The 18,363-nt window shown below is 33.0% G+C and carries 18 protein-coding genes and 1 other annotated feature; all 18 genes read right to left on the bottom strand.

All coding sequences use genetic code 11. From position 1 onward, the window contains the following. Positions 1-38: 38 nt before the first annotated feature. Positions 39-332, bottom strand: a complete 294-nt coding sequence (gene rplW, locus OW763_RS03870) for a 50S ribosomal protein L23 (protein WP_268039742.1) — start codon at positions 330-332, stop codon at positions 39-41. Further along, complete coding sequence (gene rplD / locus OW763_RS03875) at positions 332-952, bottom strand: 50S ribosomal protein L4 (RefSeq protein WP_268039743.1); 621 nt, start codon at positions 950-952, stop codon at positions 332-334. Before rplD ends, rplW begins: the two co-directional genes overlap by 1 nt. Before the next feature lie 26 nt (positions 953-978). Continuing rightward, entirely contained in the window at positions 979-1,608 is a 630-nt protein-coding gene (rplC, locus tag OW763_RS03880) for a 50S ribosomal protein L3 (protein WP_268039744.1), read from the bottom strand. A gap of 72 nt (positions 1,609-1,680) precedes the next feature. Continuing rightward, complete coding sequence (rpsJ, locus tag OW763_RS03885; RefSeq protein WP_268039745.1) at positions 1,681-1,989, bottom strand: 30S ribosomal protein S10; 309 nt, start codon at positions 1,987-1,989, stop codon at positions 1,681-1,683. 398 nt (positions 1,990-2,387) lie between these two features. Beyond that, positions 2,388-3,569 (bottom strand): elongation factor Tu, encoded by a 1,182-nt coding sequence (tuf, locus tag OW763_RS03890; protein ID WP_268039746.1) that lies wholly within the window; start codon positions 3,567-3,569, stop codon positions 2,388-2,390. An 81-nt stretch (positions 3,570-3,650) separates the two neighbouring features. After that, positions 3,651-5,711: an elongation factor G gene (gene fusA / locus OW763_RS03895; protein WP_268039747.1), complete on the bottom strand. Its 2,061-nt coding sequence runs from the start codon at positions 5,709-5,711 to the stop codon at positions 3,651-3,653. 134 nt (positions 5,712-5,845) lie between these two features. Next, on the bottom strand, positions 5,846-6,316 hold the full coding sequence (gene rpsG / locus OW763_RS03900; RefSeq protein ID WP_268039748.1) for a 30S ribosomal protein S7: 471 nt from the start codon (positions 6,314-6,316) through the stop codon (positions 5,846-5,848). 142 nt (positions 6,317-6,458) lie between these two features. Continuing rightward, positions 6,459-6,836 (bottom strand): 30S ribosomal protein S12, encoded by a 378-nt coding sequence (gene rpsL, locus OW763_RS03905; RefSeq protein ID WP_268039749.1) that lies wholly within the window; start codon positions 6,834-6,836, stop codon positions 6,459-6,461. A 59-nt stretch (positions 6,837-6,895) separates the two neighbouring features. Further along, a complete protein-coding gene (locus OW763_RS03910) occupies positions 6,896-7,135 on the bottom strand; it encodes a ribosomal L7Ae/L30e/S12e/Gadd45 family protein (RefSeq protein ID WP_268039750.1) in 240 nt (79 codons plus the stop codon). A gap of 119 nt (positions 7,136-7,254) precedes the next feature. Continuing rightward, on the bottom strand, positions 7,255-10,791 hold the full coding sequence (rpoC, locus tag OW763_RS03915; RefSeq protein ID WP_268039751.1) for a DNA-directed RNA polymerase subunit beta': 3,537 nt from the start codon (positions 10,789-10,791) through the stop codon (positions 7,255-7,257). 20 nt (positions 10,792-10,811) lie between these two features. After that, positions 10,812-14,528, bottom strand: a complete 3,717-nt coding sequence (rpoB, locus tag OW763_RS03920) for a DNA-directed RNA polymerase subunit beta (RefSeq protein ID WP_268039752.1) — start codon at positions 14,526-14,528, stop codon at positions 10,812-10,814. 263 nt (positions 14,529-14,791) lie between these two features. After that, complete coding sequence (gene rplL, locus OW763_RS03925) at positions 14,792-15,157, bottom strand: 50S ribosomal protein L7/L12 (protein ID WP_268039753.1); 366 nt, start codon at positions 15,155-15,157, stop codon at positions 14,792-14,794. A gap of 53 nt (positions 15,158-15,210) precedes the next feature. After that, a complete protein-coding gene (rplJ, locus tag OW763_RS03930) occupies positions 15,211-15,720 on the bottom strand; it encodes a 50S ribosomal protein L10 (protein WP_268039754.1) in 510 nt (169 codons plus the stop codon). 13 nt (positions 15,721-15,733) lie between these two features. Beyond that, positions 15,734-15,876: a sequence feature (ribosomal protein L10 leader region), on the bottom strand. Between the two features lie 55 nt (positions 15,877-15,931). Next, positions 15,932-16,630 (bottom strand): 50S ribosomal protein L1, encoded by a 699-nt coding sequence (gene rplA, locus OW763_RS03935; RefSeq protein WP_268039755.1) that lies wholly within the window; start codon positions 16,628-16,630, stop codon positions 15,932-15,934. 56 nt (positions 16,631-16,686) lie between these two features. Continuing rightward, on the bottom strand, positions 16,687-17,112 hold the full coding sequence (gene rplK / locus OW763_RS03940; RefSeq protein WP_268039756.1) for a 50S ribosomal protein L11: 426 nt from the start codon (positions 17,110-17,112) through the stop codon (positions 16,687-16,689). A 74-nt stretch (positions 17,113-17,186) separates the two neighbouring features. Beyond that, a complete protein-coding gene (gene nusG, locus OW763_RS03945) occupies positions 17,187-17,708 on the bottom strand; it encodes a transcription termination/antitermination protein NusG (RefSeq protein WP_268039757.1) in 522 nt (173 codons plus the stop codon). A gap of 48 nt (positions 17,709-17,756) precedes the next feature. Next, positions 17,757-17,975 (bottom strand): preprotein translocase subunit SecE, encoded by a 219-nt coding sequence (gene secE, locus OW763_RS03950; protein ID WP_268039823.1) that lies wholly within the window; start codon positions 17,973-17,975, stop codon positions 17,757-17,759. Between the two features lie 46 nt (positions 17,976-18,021). Further along, complete coding sequence (gene rpmG / locus OW763_RS03955; RefSeq protein ID WP_268039758.1) at positions 18,022-18,171, bottom strand: 50S ribosomal protein L33; 150 nt, start codon at positions 18,169-18,171, stop codon at positions 18,022-18,024. Between the last annotated feature and the right edge of the window lie 192 nt (positions 18,172-18,363).

Here is an 18,363-nt window from a genome sequence, read left to right on the forward strand (position 1 = left end):
CTCCGCCAATAACTGCTTTTTAAGTTGTTTCTTTGAATTTACATTCCTTCAAAGAATTCTATTGTTTTACTCTCTGGAGTTAAGGTAATCATCGCTTTTTTATAATCAGCTCTTTTTCCTACATGTACTCCAACTCTTTTAATTTTTCCCATAACTTTTACAGTGTTTACTTTTTCAATTTTCACATCAAATATTTCTTCAGCTGCTCTTTTGATTTGAGATTTATTAGCATGTATATCTACAATGAAGGTGTATTTTCTATCTGCCATATCAGACATGCTTTTTTCAGTTATTACTGGTCTTCTTATAATATCATAACTGTTTTTCATCATTATGCATACACCTCCTCAATCTTAGCAATTGCTTCTTTTGTAACGATAAATTTATCGTATTTTAATATGTCATATACATTTAAATTATTAACTGGCACTACTATTGAACCTTCAATATTTCTTACTGATTTGTAAATATTTTCATTGCTTTCTGGTACAACGATTAAAGCCTTTTTAGTTTGGAAAGCATTAATCATTTTAACCATTTCTTTAGTTTTAGGTGTATCTAATTCCAAGTTTTCTAAAACTACTATTTCACCTTCAGCAACTTTGCTACTTAAAGCTGATTTCATAGCTACTCTTCTCATTGATTTTGGAATTGACATTCTATATTCTCTTGGTTTTGGTGCAAATACAACTCCACCATGAATCCATTGTGCTGCTCTTATTGAACCCTGTCTTGCTCTACCAGTTCCTTTTTGTCTCCAAGGTTTTCTTCCACCTCCAGAAACTTCAGATCTAGTTTTAGTTGATTGAGTTCCTTGTCTTTTATTTGCAAGTTGTGCAACAACAACTTGATGTAAAGCATTTTCATTCACTTCAAATGCAAATATGCTGTCAGATAATTGAATATCTCCAACCTTTTGTCCTTCTCTGTTAAATAAATCTACTGTTGGCATCCTATATCCTCCTTTCCTCAAAAACTTTAAGCTTTCACTGTATCTCTAATTACAATGTAGCCTTTATTTGATCCTGGTACTCCACCTTTTATCAAGATGATATTTTTTTCTGGCATAATTTTAACAACTTCAAGATTTAAAACAGTTGTTTTCTTATTTCCCATATGTCCTGGCATTTTCATGTTTTTAAATGTTCTTGATGGGTCTGAAGCTGCACCCATTGAGCCCGGTGCTCTATGGAATTTTGATCCATGACTCATAGGTCCTCTTGAAAAATTCCATCTTTTTATAACGCCTTGGAATCCCTTACCTTTAGAAGTTCCTGTTACGTCTACCTTATCTCCTACTTCAAAAACATCAGTTTTAATTTCACTTCCAACTTCATATCCATCGATGTTTTCAACTTTAAATTCCTTAACTATTCTCTTTGCAGATACTCCCGCCTTAGCAAAATGTCCTTTTCTTGGCTTGTTTGCTAATTTTTCTCTTATATCTTCAAATCCTACTTGTATAGCATCATATCCATCATTTTCTACAGTTTTCTTTTGAAGAACTGCACATGGACCTGCTTCTATAACTGTAACTGGAATCACTTTACCATTTTCATCAAAGATTTGAGTCATTCCAAGTTTTCTACCAATTATTGCTTTTTTCATTTCAGCACCTCCTAAAATATTAGTGGATCACAATGTCTGCAATCATAACATCTCATGATTTTTTTGTGGTAACTATAGTTTTATTTCAATATCTACACCTGCTGGTAAATCTAATCTCATTAAAGCATCAACAGTTTTTGGTGATGGGCTTAATATATCTATTAGTCTCTTATGAGTTCTAATTTCAAATTGTTCTCTTGAATCTTTATATTTATGAGTAGCTCTTAATATTGTAACCACATCTTTTTCAGTAGGTAGTGGCACTGGTCCTGCTACTTTAGCTCCTGTATTCTTTGCAGTTTCAACAATTTTTTCAGCTGATTGATCTAAAATACTATGATCAAAAGCTTTTAATCTAATTCTTATTTTTTGACTTGCCATTTTTTATTCCCTCCTTTTCATAACTCTTTAAATTCGTAAACATAACTCCAGTGTTGTGTAAACTGTTCCAGGTGTTGCATCATTTTTATCAACACCATAACATAACACTGCCGCCTGATTCAAGATCAAGCATGCTCAGCTAAGAATACCCTGGATTATCCAGCAACCTCTTGCTTCATCGCTGTTTCATGTCACAACTCTTATATTGTATAATATTTTTTTTCATTTGACAAGTATTTTTTATCTTTTATCATAAATTCCTTAATTATTATTAATTATCCTTTATAAAACAATTATTTTCAGATTTTTTAAACAAAAAGAGAAGGGTTTCCCCCTCTCCCTTTTATAATAAAGGCCTTTATTAATTAAAATCTTTTTTAATTAAACTTTATCAAAAATTATTCTATTATTGTAGTAACAACTCCTGAACCTACTGTTCTTCCACCTTCTCTGATAGCGAATCTTAGGTTTTCTTCCATTGCTACTTGTGTAATTAATTCAACTGTCATATCTATATGATCTCCTGGCATTACCATTTCTGCTCCATCTGGTAAATCTATTGATCCTGTAACGTCTGTTGTTCTGAAATAAAATTGTGGTCTGTATCCATTAAAGAATGGAGTATGTCTTCCACCTTCTTCTTTCTTTAATACATATACTTGACCTACAAATTTCTTGTGTGGTGTTACTGTTCCTGGTTGTGCTAATACTTGACCTCTTTCGATTTCAGCTCTTTGAACACCTCTTAATAATGCTCCTATGTTATCTCCTGCCATCGCTTCGTCAAGCATCTTTCTGAACATTTCTACTCCTGTTATAGTTGTGCTTCCAACTTCTTCTTTCATTCCAACGATTTCTACTACATCGCCTACGTGAAGTATTCCTCTTTCAACTCTTCCAGTTGCAACTGTTCCTCTTCCTGTGATTGTGAATACATCTTCTACTGGCATTAAGAATGGTTTGTCAGTTTCTCTTTCTGGTGTTGGTATGTATTCATCTACTGCTGCCATTAATTCTAAAATACATTCGTCTTTTCCTTGTTCTATTGCTTCTAATGCTGATCCTGTTACTACTGGACAGTCATCTCCATCAAATCCATATTCGCTTAATAATTCTCTTACTTCCATTTCTACTAATTCTAATAATTCTGGATCATCTACTTGGTCTGATTTGTTTAAGAATACTACTATATGTTTAACACCTACTCTTGATGCTAATAGTATATGTTCTCTTGTTTGTGGCATTGGACCATCTGCTGCTGATACTACTAAGATAGCTCCATCCATTTGTGCTGCTCCTGTTATCATGTTCTTTACATAGTCAGCATGTCCTGGACAGTCAACGTGTGCATAATGTCTGTTTTCTGTTTCATATTCAACATGTGCTGTGTTGATTGTAATTCCTCTTTCTTTTTCTTCTGGAGCTTTATCTATGTCTTCATAGTTTTGTACTTCTGCTCCACCTGCTTTTGCTAATGTCATTGTGATTGCTGCTGTTGTTGTTGTTTTACCATGATCTACGTGTCCTATTGTACCAATGTTAACATGTGGTTTAGTTCTTTCAAACTTTGCTCTTGCCATTCTTTATTCCTCCTAATCAATAATTTATTTTAATTTATATTTTATTGTTTTTTATTACTAAAATATGTTTTAATTCAAAAACTATTTTTTCCCAAGAATTTTTTCTGCAATACTCTTTGGAGTTTCTTCATAATGATCAAATTCCATAGTATAAGTTCCTCTTCCTTGAGTTCTTGATCTTAATACAGTTGCATAACCAAACATTTCTGATAATGGTACAAATGCATTTATAACTTGAGCACCTGATCTTGGATTCATTCCCTCTATTCTACCTCTTCTAGAGTTAATATCACCCATTACGTCTCCCATATATTCTTCTGGAACAACTACTTCAACTTTCATAGTTGGTTCAAGTAATACTGGATTTGCTTTAGCCATACCATGTTTAAACGCCATAGAACCGGCAACTTTGTATGCCATTTCTGATGAATCGACATCATGGTATGAACCATCATAACATTTAACTTTAAAGTTGATAACTGGGAAGCCTCCTAAAATACCACTTTGAGCAGCTTCTTGGATTCCATTATCTACAGCCGGAACATATTCTCTTGGAATAACTCCTCCAACTATAGCATTTTCGAATTCATATTCTCCCTCATTTGGTATCAATTCAATCCAGCAATGTCCGTATTGTCCACGACCTCCAGATTGTCTTACAAATTTACCTTCAGCTTTAACAGCTTCCTTAATAGTTTCTTTGTAAGCAACTTGTGGAGCACCAACATTACACTCAACTTTAAATTCTCTTTGAAGTCTATCAACTATGATTTCAAGGTGCAATTCACCCATACCAGCGATAATTACTTCACCTGTTTCTTGATTTGTATAAGTCTTAAATGTAGGATCTTCTTCTGCAAGTTTAGCAAGTGCTATCCCCATCTTTTGTTGACCAGCTTTTGTCTTTGGTTCTATAGCTACATGTATAACTGGTTCTGGGAATTCCATACTTTCAAGTATTACTGAATCTTTTTCGTCACATAAAGTATCTCCAGTAGTTGTGTTTTTAAGACCTATTATAGCACCTAATTCTCCAGCATATAATTCTTCAACTTCTTCTCTATGATTAGCGTGCATTTTAACAAGTCTTCCTACTCTTTCTTTCTTGCCTTTTGTACTATTGAAGACATAACTTCCACTTTTTATAACGCCCGAATAAACTCTAGCAAATGCTAATTTACCAACAAATGGGTCCGTAGCAATTTTAAATGCTAAAACAGCTAGTGGTTCATTATCATCTGCTTTTCTTTCAATTTCATTTCCATCTTCATCTACACCTTTAATAGCTTCGATTTCTAATGGAGATGGCATATATCGTATAACTGCGTCAAGTAATTGTTGAACACCTTTATTTTTATATGCAGTACCACAAAATACTGGTATAATGTGATTATCTATAGTTGCTTTTCTTAATGCAGTATGAAGTTCTTCTTCAGTAATTTCTTCACCTTCTAGATACTTCATCATTAATTCTTCGTCTGTTTCAACAATAGCTTCTATCATTGAACTTCTATATTCTTGCGCTTTTTCTTTTAAATCTTCTGGAATTTCAACTTCTTCAAAGTTAACTCCTAATTCATGATCAAAAATTATAGCTTTATTCGTTACAAGATCTACATGCCCTTGATAATTATCTTCTTTTCCTATTGGAATTTGTATTGGTACTGCATTAGCATGTAATCTTTCTCTCATAGAATTTACTGACATATAAAAGTCAGCACCTAATATATCCATCTTATTTATAAACGCCATTCTTGGAACATGGTATTTGTCCGCCTGTCTCCAAACCGTTTCAGTTTGCGGTTCAACTCCACCTTTTGCATCTAAGATAGTAACTGCACCATCTAATACTCTAAGTGATCTTTCAACCTCTACAGTGAAATCTACGTGTCCTGGTGTATCTATAATGTTTATTTGATGTTCCTTCCAAAAACATGTAGTTGCAGCTGAAGTAATAGTTATACCTCTTTCTTGTTCTTGAACCATCCAGTCCATAGTAGCTGCGCCTTCATGTGTTTCACCAATTTTATGTGTTTTTCCTGTATAGAATAGTATACGTTCCGTTGCAGTAGTTTTACCAGCATCTATATGAGCCATTATACCTATGTTACGGAACTTATTTAAAGGATATTGTCTAGCCACTTTTTTTCCTCCTCTCAACAAGTAAATTGCCTAGTTAATCATCGTAACGTAAATTTAGAATTGGACAAAACTGCTTTGGTAAATTCCAAAACAGTTTTATCCTTAATTTAATAAATTTCATTTTAAAACTTCTATTAATATCTATAGTGAGCAAATGCTTTATTTGCTTCTGCCATTTTATGAGTATCTTCTCTCTTTTTAACAGCTGAACCCGTATTATTAGCAGCATCCATTAATTCTCCTGCTAATCTTTCTCTTGTGTACTTTTCTCCTCTTTTTCTAGTAGCTGTAACTAACCATCTTAGTCCTAAAGTTTCTCTTCTTTCTGGTCTAACTTCTATAGGAACTTGATAAGTAGCTCCACCAATCCTTCTAGCCTTTACTTCAAGTAACGGCATAACATTGTTCATAGCTGCTTCGAAAACTTCCATAGCATCTTTTCCTGTCTTTTCTTGAATTATGTTAAATGCACCGTAGCATATTTTTTGAGCTGCTCCTTTTTTACCATCTAACATTATAGAATTGACAAGCTTTGAAACTACTGTACTGTTGTACATTGGATCTGGTAATACATCTCTTTTAGGTGTAAATCCTTTTCTTGGCACTTTTCTTCCCTCCTTAACATATTATTTAATTCACAGGTACTCGGTATTTCTACCGTAAAGTGCTCTCTTCTGCAAAACCTATAAGTATATAATCTATATATAATCTATATAAATGCTGAAGACATAGCACTATTTTAATCAACTATTTTTGTTTTGGTCTTTTTGCACCATACTTTGATCTTCCTTGCATTCTGTTAGCCACACCTGCTGCATCTAATGCACCTCTAACAATGTGGTATCTAACACCTGGAAGGTCTTTTACTCTTCCACCTCTTATTAAAACAACACTATGCTCTTGTAAATTGTGACCTATACCTGGAATGTAGGCACTAACCTCATATCCATTTGTAAGTCTTACCCTTGCAACTTTTCTTAAAGCTGAGTTAGGTTTCTTAGGAGTTGTAGTCTTAACAACTGTACATACTCCCCTCTTTTGTGGGCATTGTTTTAATGCTGGTGATGTTGACTTAGTCTCTAATGTCTTTCTTCCTTTTCTTACTAACTGGTTTATTGTTGGCATCTTTACACCTCCTTAAAGCTTAATTAACAATATATAAATTTTTGTTGTTAGCTAAATTATTATTCTAAAATCAAAGCAACTGCAGCTCCTACATCTATTCCACATAGTTTACCCAGTTCTTTCATTGTATCTATATAGATAACTTCTAGAGCTTTTACATTGGCTGATTTTATTATGGGATTCATTAGTTTACTATCAGCATCCTTTGCAACATAAAGAATTTTTCCTTCTCCATTTTTGATGCATTTGGTTGTTTGCTTTAGACCAATAACACTTTTGCCTTCAAGCCTATTAACCATTATAAACCTCCCTTTTAAACATTACGTTAGAGACAAAAATCAATTTTGTCTCTAAGCATGCATAATACACACAAAATGTATTTTATCATTTTAGTTTCATTGTGTCAATAAAATCAATATTAAGCTTCATTAATATTTATTACTTCTTCGTTATGAACCTCTTCACTTGTGTTTAGCTTTACTGCTCTATACTTCATCATTCCCGTTCCAGCAGGAATCAGTTTACCAATTATTACATTTTCTTTCAATCCTAATAATGGGTCAACTTTACCTTTTATAGCTGCATCAGTAAGCACTCTAGTAGTTTCTTGGAATGAGGCAGCTGATAAGAATGAATCGGTAGCAAGAGCAGCTTTAGTTATCCCTAGTAATGCTATATCACCAGTTGCTGTTTCTCCACCTTGTTCTGTTATTTGCTTATTTGCTCCCTCAAAATCAAATATATCTACTAAAGTTCCTGGAAGCAACTCAGTATCTCCTGAATCTTTCACTTTAACTTTTCTAGTCATTTGTCTTACAACAACTTCTAAATGCTTGTCGTTTATATCAACCCCTTGAAGTCTATATACTTTTTGCACTTCAGATAGTAAATAGTTTTTAACTTCTAACGGCCCTTTAATTGCTAATATATCATGTGGATTTACTGAACCTTCAGTGATTTCATCACCTGCTTCAATTTTATTTCCACTCATAACTTTTATTCTTGAACCAAAAGGTATATCGTAACTCTTACTTTCAGCATTATCATCTATTACGTGTACGATTCTCTTTTTCTTAGTCTCTTCAATTTTTATAGTACCTGCAACTTCACTTATTATTGCAAGTCCTTTTGGTTTTCTAGCTTCAAATACTTCTTCAACTCTAGGAAGACCTTGCGTAATATCTGCTCCAGCAACTCCACCTGTATGGAATGTTCTCATTGTAAGCTGTGTTCCTGGTTCACCAATTGATTGAGCAGCAATTATACCTACAGCTTCTCCAATATTTATCTTTCTAGCTGTAGCCATATTCATGCCATAACATTTAGCACAAACTCCGTGTTTTGCTCTACATGTAAATACAGATCTTATTTTAACCTTTTTAACACCTGTTTCTTCTATTCTTCCAGCTATATATTCATCCATATAAATGTCTTTTTTAACTATAATTTCCCCTGTTGATGGATCTTTTATATCTTCTGCAGAATACCTTCCTGTAAGTCTTTCAGCTAATGTTTCAATTACTTCATTTCCTTCTTTAATTTCTGAAACATAATATCCTTCTTTGGTTCCACAATCTTCTTCTCTAACTATAACATCTTGACTTACATCAACAAGTCTTCTAGTCAAATATCCTGAATCGGCAGTTTTTAAAGCTGTATCAGCATTACCTTTTCTAGCTCCATGAGTTGAAATAAAGTATTCTAATACATCAAGTCCTTCTCTAAATGATGCTCTAATAGGCAATTCGATAATTTTACCTGATGGATTAGCCATAAGTCCTCTCATACCAGCAAGCTGTTTGATCTGACTCTTTGAACCTCTGGCTCCTGAATCCGCCATCATAAATATCGGATTAAACTTATCAAGGCTATTCATTAATGAATTCGCAACATTTTCTGTAGTTTGAGTCCATTTTTCAATAACTCTTTCATATCTTTCATCTTCTGAGATAAATCCTCTTCTGTACATTTTTTCAATTTTATCTACAGCAGCATCAGTATCTGCAAGCAATTTACCTTTATTCTCAGGAACTGTCATATCAGATACTGATATTGTTATAGCTCCTATAGTAGAATAATGATATCCTTTTGCCTTAATCCTATCTAACATTACTGATGTCATAGTTGCACCATATTTATTATAACATTTGTCTATTATCTTTCCTAGATTCTTCTTACTAACTAAGAAATCAACTTCTAGTTTAAATTCATTTTCTGATTTACTTCTATCAATAAACCCTAAATCTTGAGGTATTGATTCATTAAATATCAATTTTCCTGGTGTAGTATCAATTATTCCGCTAACAAGTTTACTATCTTTAACTTTAGACAACTTAACTTTTATTTTTGCATGAATATCAATTACACCAACTTGATAAGCCATCAACACTTCTTCTTTACTTGAGAAAATCTTGCCTTCTCCCTTAACTCCATCTTTATCTAATGTTAAGTAATATGAACCTAAGACCATATCTTGAGTAGGTACACATACAGGTTTACCATCAGATGGTTTTAATATATTATTAGCTGCAAGCATTAAAAATCTTGCTTCTGATTGAGCTTCTACAGAAAGCGGTACATGCACCGCCATTTGATCACCATCAAAATCAGCATTATATGCAGTACATACTAACGGATGAAGCTTTATTGCTTTACCTTCAACAAGAATTGGTTGGAAAGCTTGAATACCCAGTCTATGCAGCGTAGGAGCACGATTCAAAAGCACTGGATGTTCTGAAATTACTTCTTCGAGTACATCCCAAACTTGAGGCATTATTCTCTCAACCATTTTTTTAGAACTTTTTATATTATGAGCAGTTCCTCTTTCTACTAGCTTTTTCATAACAAATGGTTTAAATAATTCAAGTGCCATTTCTTTAGGAAGACCACATTGATACATTTTAAGTTCTGGACCTACAACTATAACCGAACGTCCTGAATAGTCAACACGTTTACCAAGTAGGTTTTGTCTAAATCTTCCTTGTTTACCTTTTAGCATATCTGATAATGATTTTAAAGGTCTGTTTCCTGGACCAGTAACAGGTCTACCACGTCTTCCATTATCTATAAGTGCATCCACTGCTTCTTGAAGCATTCTTTTTTCATTTCTCACTATAATATCTGGAGCACCTAAATCTAAAAGTTTTTTCAATCTATTATTTCTATTTATTACTCTTCTATATAAATCATTTAAATCAGATGTAGCAAATCTTCCTCCATCTAATTGAACCATAGGTCTTAAATCTGGAGGTATTACTGGTATTACATCAATAATCATCCAATCTGGTCTATTTTTAGATTTTCTAAAAGATTCTACAACCTCTAGTCTTCTTATAGTTCTTACTTTTTTCTGCCCTGTACTAGTTTTTAGATTTTCTTTTAGTTCTTTAGATAGCTGAACTAAATCAATTTCATATAATAATCTTTTTACAGCTTCAGCACCCATTCCAGCATCAAAGCTATTTTCTCCATATTTATCAATACTTTCTCTATACTCTTTTTCATTTAACAATTGTTTCTTTAATAATGGAGTTTCTTTAGGATCTAAAACTATATACGATGCAAAGTATAGTACTTTTTCTAAAGATCTCGGAGACATATCAAGAATAAGTCCCATACGAGACGGTATACCTTTAAAATACCATATATGAGACACAGGAGCTGCAAGCTCTATATGGCCCATTCTTTCACGTCTTACTTTAGATTTTGTAACTTCTACTCCACATCTATCACATACTATTCCTTTGTATCTTACTCTTTTATATTTACCACAATGACATTCCCAATCTTTTATAGGTCCAAATATCCTTTCACAAAACAACCCATCTTTTTCTGGCTTTAATGTTCTATAGTTGATAGTTTCAGGTTTTTTAACTTCTCCTCTTGACCACTCTCTAATTTGCTCTGGTGAAGATAAACCTATTTGTAAGGCCTCAAAATTATTTAATTCTATCAAGGGTAAGTCCTCCCTCCACATTAATGTTCATCATTAAAATCTTCTAATTCTAATCCATTTGTAATTTCATCTAATGGTAATTCTTCATAATCTAGATTTATATCTTCTTCATATTCATCTTTATTGTTAACATTTTCTACGGAATCATTACTAGGTTTAGAAGTAACTGTATCTTCTGCACCTTCAATGTTTATTCCTAAGTCTTCCATTTCTTCTTCTTCTGCTTCTGCTTCTTTAATTTTTATTTCTTCATTTTCATCACTTAATACTTTTACATTTAAGCATAAAGCTTGTAGTTCTTTAATAAGAACTTTAAAAGATTCTGGAACACCTGGTTCTGGTATATTTTCTCCTTTTACAATAGATTCATATGTTTTAACTCTACCAACAACATCATCAGATTTAACTGTTAAAACTTCTTGAAGTGTGTGTGCTGCGCCATATGCTTCTAATGCCCAAACTTCCATTTCTCCAAATCTTTGACCACCAAATTGAGCTTTTCCTCCTAATGGTTGTTGTGTAACTAATGAATATGGTCCTGTAGATCTAGCATGTATCTTATCATCAACTAAATGATGAAGCTTTAAAATATACATATATCCTACAGTAACTTTACTATCAAAAGGTTCTCCTGTTCTTCCATCAGATAAAACAGTCTTACCATCAGCCGTATAGCCTGCTTCTTTAAGCAATTCAACAATTTCCTCTTCTTCTGCACCATCAAATACAGGCGTTGCAATATGCCATCCTAATTCTGCTGCTGCCCAGCCTAAATGTACTTCAAGCACCTGACCAATATTCATACGTGAAGGTACACCTAACGGATTTAAACATATTTGAAGAGGCCTTCCATCTGGTAAAAACGGCATATCTTCTTCTGGTAATATTCTGGAAATAACACCCTTATTACCATGTCTTCCTGCCATTTTATCTCCAACAGATATCTTTCTCTTTTGAGCAATATAACATCTAACTAATTCATTAACACCCGGAGGTAGCTCATCACCATTTTCTCTTGTAAATACTTTGACATCTACAATTATTCCTGCTTCTCCGTGAGGAACTCTTAAGGAAGTATCTCTAACTTCTCTTGCTTTTTCTCCGAAAATAGCTCTTAAAAGTCTTTCTTCAGCAGTAAGTTCTGTTTCTCCTTTTGGAGTAACTTTCCCTACTAATATGTCTCCAGATCTAACTTCTGCACCTGTTCTGATTATTCCACGTTCGTCTATATTTTTAAGTGCATCTTCACCAACATTTGGTATATCTCTTGTTATTTCTTCTGGACCTAGTTTTGTATCTCTAGCTTCTGCTTCATATTCTTCTATATGAATTGATGTAAATACATCATCACGTACAAGTTGTTCTGATATAAGCATTGCATCTTCGTAATTATATCCTTCCCAAGTTATGAATCCCATACGTATATTTTGACCTAAAGCTATTTCTCCAAAATCTGTTGATGGTCCATCTGCTAAAACATCCCCAGCTTTTATTATTTCACCTTTTTCTACTATAGGTCTTTGATTTATACAAGTTCCTTGGTTAGATCTCTTATACTTAATAAGCTTATATCTATCAATTCCACCATCTGAATCTCTCTTTACTTTTACTTCATCAGCGCTTACATAAATAACTGTTCCATCATGTTTTGCTTTTGGAAGAACTCCTGAATCTATAGCTGCTTTATATTCTATTCCTGTACCAACTATTGGTGCTGCTGGTTTTAATAAAGGTACCGCCTGACGCTGCATGTTTGATCCCATTAACGCACGACTGGCATCATCATTTTCAAGAAATGGAATCATTGCAGTAGCTACAGAAACTATTTGTCTAGCTGAAACATCCATTAAATCTACTTGCTCTTTAGGAACAATTAGAACATCTTCTTCTTTTCTAACTGTTACTTTATCGTCAATAAAATGTCCTTCTTTGTCCATAGGTTCTTTAGCCTGAGCTACAAGATATTGATCTTCTTCATCTGCTGTTAAATAAATTATTTTGTCTGTAACTCTTCCTATTTTCTTTTCTACAAGTCTATATGGAGTTTCTATAAATCCATACTCATTTACTTTAGCATAACATGCAAGTGAGTTTATAAGCCCTATATTAGGTCCTTCAGGCGTTTCTATAGGACACATTCTACCATAATGAGAATGGTGAACATCTCTAACTTCGAAACCAGCTCTTTCTCTTGAAAGACCTCCTGGTCCTAAAGCTGATAATCTTCTTTTATGTGTTAATTCTGATAGTGGATTTGTTTGATCCATAAACTGTGAAAGCTGCGAACTTCCAAAGAACTCTTTAATTGCTGCTGCAACTGGTCTTATATTTATTAAAGCTTGAGGTGTTATAACTTCTTGGTCTTGAATAGTCATTCTCTCTTTGACTACTCTCTCCATTCTTGATAATCCAATTCTAAATTGGTTTTGTAATAGTTCTCCAACCGATCTTAAACGTCTGTTTCCTAAATGATCAATATCATCGATGTTCCCTATACCATAAGGTAATCCTAATTCATAACTTACAGTAGCATATATATCATCTGTAACTACATGTTTAGGTACTAACTCATGGATATTTTTCTTTATCTCTTCTTTTATAGATTTCTCATCACTACAGTTATCAAGTATTTTCTTCAATGTAGGATAGTGTACATGTTCTTTAATTTTCAAATCAGAAATATCGAAATCTATGAATTTATGTATGTCAACGAAGTTGTTACCTATAACTTTAACAACTTTATCCTCAACTTGTATGTTTACGCAATTTATACCACATTTTTGTATTTCAAGAGCTTTTTCTCTATCTATAATTTCATCTTTTTGGACTAATATTTCTCCAGTAGCAGAATTAACTATATCTTCTGCTGCTACTTGATTAAGTATTCTGATATAACTTGCTAGCTTCTTATTAAATTTATATCTTCCAACTCTAGACAAATCGTATCTTTTCGCATCAAAAAATAGCGAATTTATAAGTGAAACTGCACTATCTACTGTTGGTGGTTCTCCTGGTCTTAATCTTTTATATATTTCAAGTAACGCTTCTTCTCTAGTTTTAGTATTATCTTTTTCTATTGTAGCTTTTAATCTCTCGTCTTCACCAAAATAATCTATGATTTCCGCATCACTTCCAAGTCCTAAAGCTCTTACAAGGATACTGATTGGAAGCTTTCTTGTTTTGTCAATTCTAACGTATATAATATCATTTGAATCCGTTTCGTACTCTAACCAAGCTCCTCTATTAGGTATTACTGTTGCAGAAAAAAGTTTTTTTCCCGTTTTATCAACATTATAGCCATAATAAGCTCCTGGTGATCTTACTAGCTGACTTACTATAACTCTTTCAGCACCATTAATAACAAACGTACCCTGTTGTGTCATCAATGGGAAATCTCCCATGAATACTTCTTGTTCTTTAACTTCACCAGTTTCCTTGTTTAATAATCTTACCTTTACTTTTAAAGGTGCAGCATAAGTTGTATCCCGTTCTTTACATTCCTCTACGGAATACTTAATACTTTCCTTATCTAGTTTATGGTCAACAAATTCTAGAACAAGGTTTCCTGTATAATCTTGTATAGGATTGATATCATCAAATACCTCTTTCAATCCTTCATCCCAAAACCATTTGTAAGAATTTAACTGAATTTCTATCAAATTAGGCATAGGACATATTTCATTAACTTTTGAGAAGCTCATTCTCATTCTTTTACCAATTTGAATAGGATGTACCATTAAAATTTCACCCCTCGCATAAGAAATAACAACAATATAATATATTAATAGGTATTTTATACCTTAAATTAAACTTGCTCATTTTATTAGTATAACCCAAAAAAATAGATTAATTCAACATTATAAATTATTATTTATGATTTAAATTTTCATGCATTAAATTATAATATCATAATAGATTTTGAGTGTCAACCACATATATGCATATTTAAAAAAGGCACTTATTTATAAGTGCCTTTTTATAAATTTAACAAGTGAAATTTTTATTTTAATTCTACTGTAGCACCAACTTCTTCAAGTTTTGCTTTCATTTCTTCAGCTTGGTCTTTAGCAATAGCTTCTTTTAATGTCTTTGGAGCTCCATCAACTATACCTTTAGCTTCTTTTAATCCTAATCCTGTTACTTCTCTAACAATTTTTATAACTTTAATTTTTTGTGATCCAGCACTAGCTAAAACTACATCAAATTCTGTTTTTTCTTCAGCAGCTCCAGCTCCTGCAGCAGCTCCAGCAGCTGCAGCTGGTGCAGCAGCACTTACTCCAAATTCTTCTTCACATGCTTTTACTAATTCGTTTAATTCTAACACTGACATTTCTTTTATAGCTTGAATCATTTCTTCTCTTGTCATTATTATCGCACCTCCAAATTTTTTTTTAAACTTATGAAATTATATTTTCAATTTTATTCAGCACTTTCAGCTGATTCGTTTTTCTCTTTTATTGCATTTAATAAATAAACTAAGTTGGACATTGGAGCTTTTAAGCTGCCAAGTAATTTTGCAATAAGTATTTCTTTTGATGGTATTGATGCAAGCTCTTTAATTTTAGCTTCATCATACACTTCGCCTTGAACTACTCCAGCTTTCAATTCTAAATTTTTATGTTCTTTTGCAAAATCATTAAGGATTCTAGCTGGTGCTGTTACATCCTCATATGAAATCGCCATTGAAACTGGTCCTTTTAAGTATTCTAATATACCTTCCATACCCAACTCTTTAGCAGCTAAAGTAACTAATGTGTTCTTGTAAACTTTGTATTCTACTCCAGCTTCTCTTAAATCTTTTCTAAGTTTAGTATCTTCTTCAACGTTCAATCCTTGGTAGTTAGCAAGTACAACTGCTTCTGACTTTTCTAACTTTTCTCTTATTTCTTGAACTTTTGCTTCTTTTAGTTTTCTATTATTGCTTAGCATTGCGTCCACCTCCTTATTAAAAACTAAAGCCTCTTCGCAGACACGAAGAGGCTTATATTCAATCATTTCAACCAACCGAATATCAAACTCCTCGGTAGGTTGGAATTTCCGTTATGCTTTCGCACCCACTGTCTATGGAATATTATATACTATATAATTTTAGATTGTTTAACATTAAGTATTTTATCAAAACACTGTTATTATGTCAAGCCTATCCTAAAACTTTTCCTGTATTTATTTTCACTCCTGGTCCCATAGTACTTGATAATGTTACTGACTTAACGTACTGTCCTTTAGCCGCTGCTGGTTTAGCTTTAACTATTGCTTCCATTAAAACATTATAGTTATCTGCAAGTTTTTCATTTCCAAAAGATTTTTTTCCAATAGGAACATGAATTATAGAAGTTTTATCTACTCTATATTCAACTTTACCAGCTTTGATTTCAGAAATTGCTTTTGCAACATCAAATGTTACAGTTCCTGATTTAGGGTTTGGCATTAATCCTTTAGGTCCTAATACTCTACCTAATCTACCTACTGTTCCCATCATATCTGGAGTAGCAACAACTACATCAAAATCGAACCAATTTTCTTTTTGGATTTTTTCCATATATTCTTCTGCACCTACATAATCTGCTCCTGCTTCTTGCGCTTCTTTTATTTTATCGCCTTTTGCAAAAACTAAAACTCTAACTTTTTTTCCTGTTCCATGTGGAAGAACTATCGCACCTCTCACTTGTTGGTCTGCGTGTCTTGGATCAACACCAAGTCTTACAGAAAGTTCTATAGTTTCATCAAACTTAGCTTTAGCTGTTTTTAAAGCAAGATCTATAGCTTCTGAAGGTGTGTATACTTCATTTTTATCAATAAGCTTAACGCTTTCTTGGTAATTCTTACCTCTTTTTGCCATCTTCTTCCCTCCTTGTGGTTTTAGCGGTTTTTACCTCCCACTAACTTATATTAAAACTATTCTTCGACTGTTATGCCCATACTTCTAGCTGTTCCAGCTATCATGCTCATAGCTGATTCTATTGATGAAGCATTTAAATCTGGCATCTTTGTCTCAGCTATTTCTTTTAATTGAGCTTTAGTAACTTTTCCAACTTTTTTCACATTTGGTTCTCCAGAACCGCTTTTTAATCCAATTGCTTTTTTAATTAAAACTGCTGCTGGTGGAGTTTTTAATATAAAACTAAATGATCTATCCTGATATACTGTAATTATAACCGGAATTGTCATTCCTGCTTGGTTTGCAGTTTTAGCATTGTATTCCTTACAGAATCCCATTATATTTACTCCGTGTTGTCCAAGTGCTGGTCCAACTGGTGGTGCTGGTGTTGCCTTTCCTGCTGGAAGTTGAAGTTTTATCATTCCTACTACTTTCTTTGCCATACATTACACCTCCTCATATGTGGTAATACGAGCTTTAAGCTCTCCCACTTTATAAGACTTCGTCTTATAGTAGGTTAATTTAATTTTTCTATTTGATTAAAATTAAGCTCAACAGGAGTTTCCCTGCCAAACATATTAACCAGTCCTTTAATTTTTTGCTTTTCAACATTAATTTCTTGTATTAATGCAACAAAATTTTCTAATGGCCCTGATATGACTTTAACACTTTCACCCACTGAAATATCTATATCAATGGCTTTTTCAGCTATTCCCATAGCTGCTACTTCTTCATCAGTAAGTGGAACTGGTTTTGATCCTGGACCTACAAACCCCGTAACACCTCTTGTATTTCTAACAACATACCAAGAGTCATCTGTCATTATCATTTGCACAAGTACATATCCTGGGAATACTTTTTTTTGAACAATTTTTTTCTTCCCATCTTTTACCTCTACTACTTCTTCCATTGGGACTTGTATATCTTGAATCAAATCTTGTAACTCTCTATTTTCGATTGTTTTTTCTAAGTTTACTTTTACTTTATTTTCATAACCGGAATAAGTATGTACAACATACCAGCGAGCTTTGTCTGACATAATTTTAAGGATGAGGTTTTTTCCTCATTCCTACCTCCCTACTTTAAATTATTTAGTGAAAATAAATTTAAATAGGCCGTTAAAGCCATAATCCATTAATCCTATTATAACAGCACTAATAGCACAAAAAAACAAAACTATTAGAGTAGATTTTTTAACTTCATTTTTAGGTGGCCAAGTAATTCTTTTAGTTTCTGCCTTCATTTCCTTCAAAAAATTCCCTTGACTCTTTTTGGATAAATTTTCTCTACTTTGTTTATTTTCCATAGCCAAGCTATTCACATCCTTAAAAAATTTTTAGAAGAATAGCAAGTTATTTTGTTTCTTTGTGAAGTGTGTGCTTGTGGCAGAACTTGCAATACTTCTGCATTTCCAATCTTTCTGGATTATTTTTCTTATTTTTCATTGTGCTGTAATTTCTTTGTTTGCACTCTGTACATGCTAAAGTTACTTTTACTCTCATAACCTACACCTCCTGATTCTGCATACACCCACAGATATTACTATATTTAATATCAATTATTATGTTTTTCTATTTGATTAATCACTTATCAAACTTATCATAACTTCCTTGACATGTCAACTGATTTTTAAACATAGTAAAATTTACTTGCATTGCTATACAGAAATAATTAAAACTTCTTCTTTTCAAGAG

The organism is Clostridium aestuarii (assembly GCF_026735135.1).
Classification (GTDB): domain Bacteria; phylum Bacillota; class Clostridia; order Clostridiales; family Clostridiaceae; genus Clostridium_H; species Clostridium_H aestuarii.

What these genes read in the sequence shown, in the direction of transcription:
- rplL (WP_268039753.1), bottom strand. Translation starts at nt 15,157, where the DNA reads ATGACAAGAGAAGAAATGATTCAAGCTATAAAAGAAATGTCAGTGTTA.
- nusG (WP_268039757.1), bottom strand. Translation starts at nt 17,708, where the DNA reads ATGTCAGACAAAGCTCGCTGGTATGTTGTACATACTTATTCCGGTTAT.
- tuf (WP_268039746.1), bottom strand. Translation starts at nt 3,569, where the DNA reads ATGGCAAGAGCAAAGTTTGAAAGAACTAAACCACATGTTAACATTGGT.
- secE (WP_268039823.1), bottom strand. Translation starts at nt 17,975, where the DNA reads ATGGAAAATAAACAAAGTAGAGAAAATTTATCCAAAAAGAGTCAAGGG.
- rplW (WP_268039742.1), bottom strand. Translation starts at nt 332, where the DNA reads ATGATGAAAAACAGTTATGATATTATAAGAAGACCAGTAATAACTGAA.
- OW763_RS03910 (WP_268039750.1), bottom strand. Translation starts at nt 7,135, where the DNA reads ATGGTTAATAGGCTTGAAGGCAAAAGTGTTATTGGTCTAAAGCAAACA.
- rplA (WP_268039755.1), bottom strand. Translation starts at nt 16,630, where the DNA reads ATGGCAAAAAGAGGTAAGAATTACCAAGAAAGCGTTAAGCTTATTGAT.
- rpoB (WP_268039752.1), bottom strand. Translation starts at nt 14,528, where the DNA reads ATGGTACATCCTATTCAAATTGGTAAAAGAATGAGAATGAGCTTCTCA.
- rplJ (WP_268039754.1), bottom strand. Translation starts at nt 15,720, where the DNA reads ATGCTAAGCAATAATAGAAAACTAAAAGAAGCAAAAGTTCAAGAAATA.
- rplK (WP_268039756.1), bottom strand. Translation starts at nt 17,112, where the DNA reads ATGGCAAAGAAAGTAGTAGGAATGATAAAACTTCAACTTCCAGCAGGA.
- rplD (WP_268039743.1), bottom strand. Translation starts at nt 952, where the DNA reads ATGCCAACAGTAGATTTATTTAACAGAGAAGGACAAAAGGTTGGAGAT.
- rpsL (WP_268039749.1), bottom strand. Translation starts at nt 6,836, where the DNA reads ATGCCAACAATAAACCAGTTAGTAAGAAAAGGAAGAAAGACATTAGAG.
- rpmG (WP_268039758.1), bottom strand. Translation starts at nt 18,171, where the DNA reads ATGAGAGTAAAAGTAACTTTAGCATGTACAGAGTGCAAACAAAGAAAT.
- rplC (WP_268039744.1), bottom strand. Translation starts at nt 1,608, where the DNA reads ATGAAAAAAGCAATAATTGGTAGAAAACTTGGAATGACTCAAATCTTT.
- rpsJ (WP_268039745.1), bottom strand. Translation starts at nt 1,989, where the DNA reads ATGGCAAGTCAAAAAATAAGAATTAGATTAAAAGCTTTTGATCATAGT.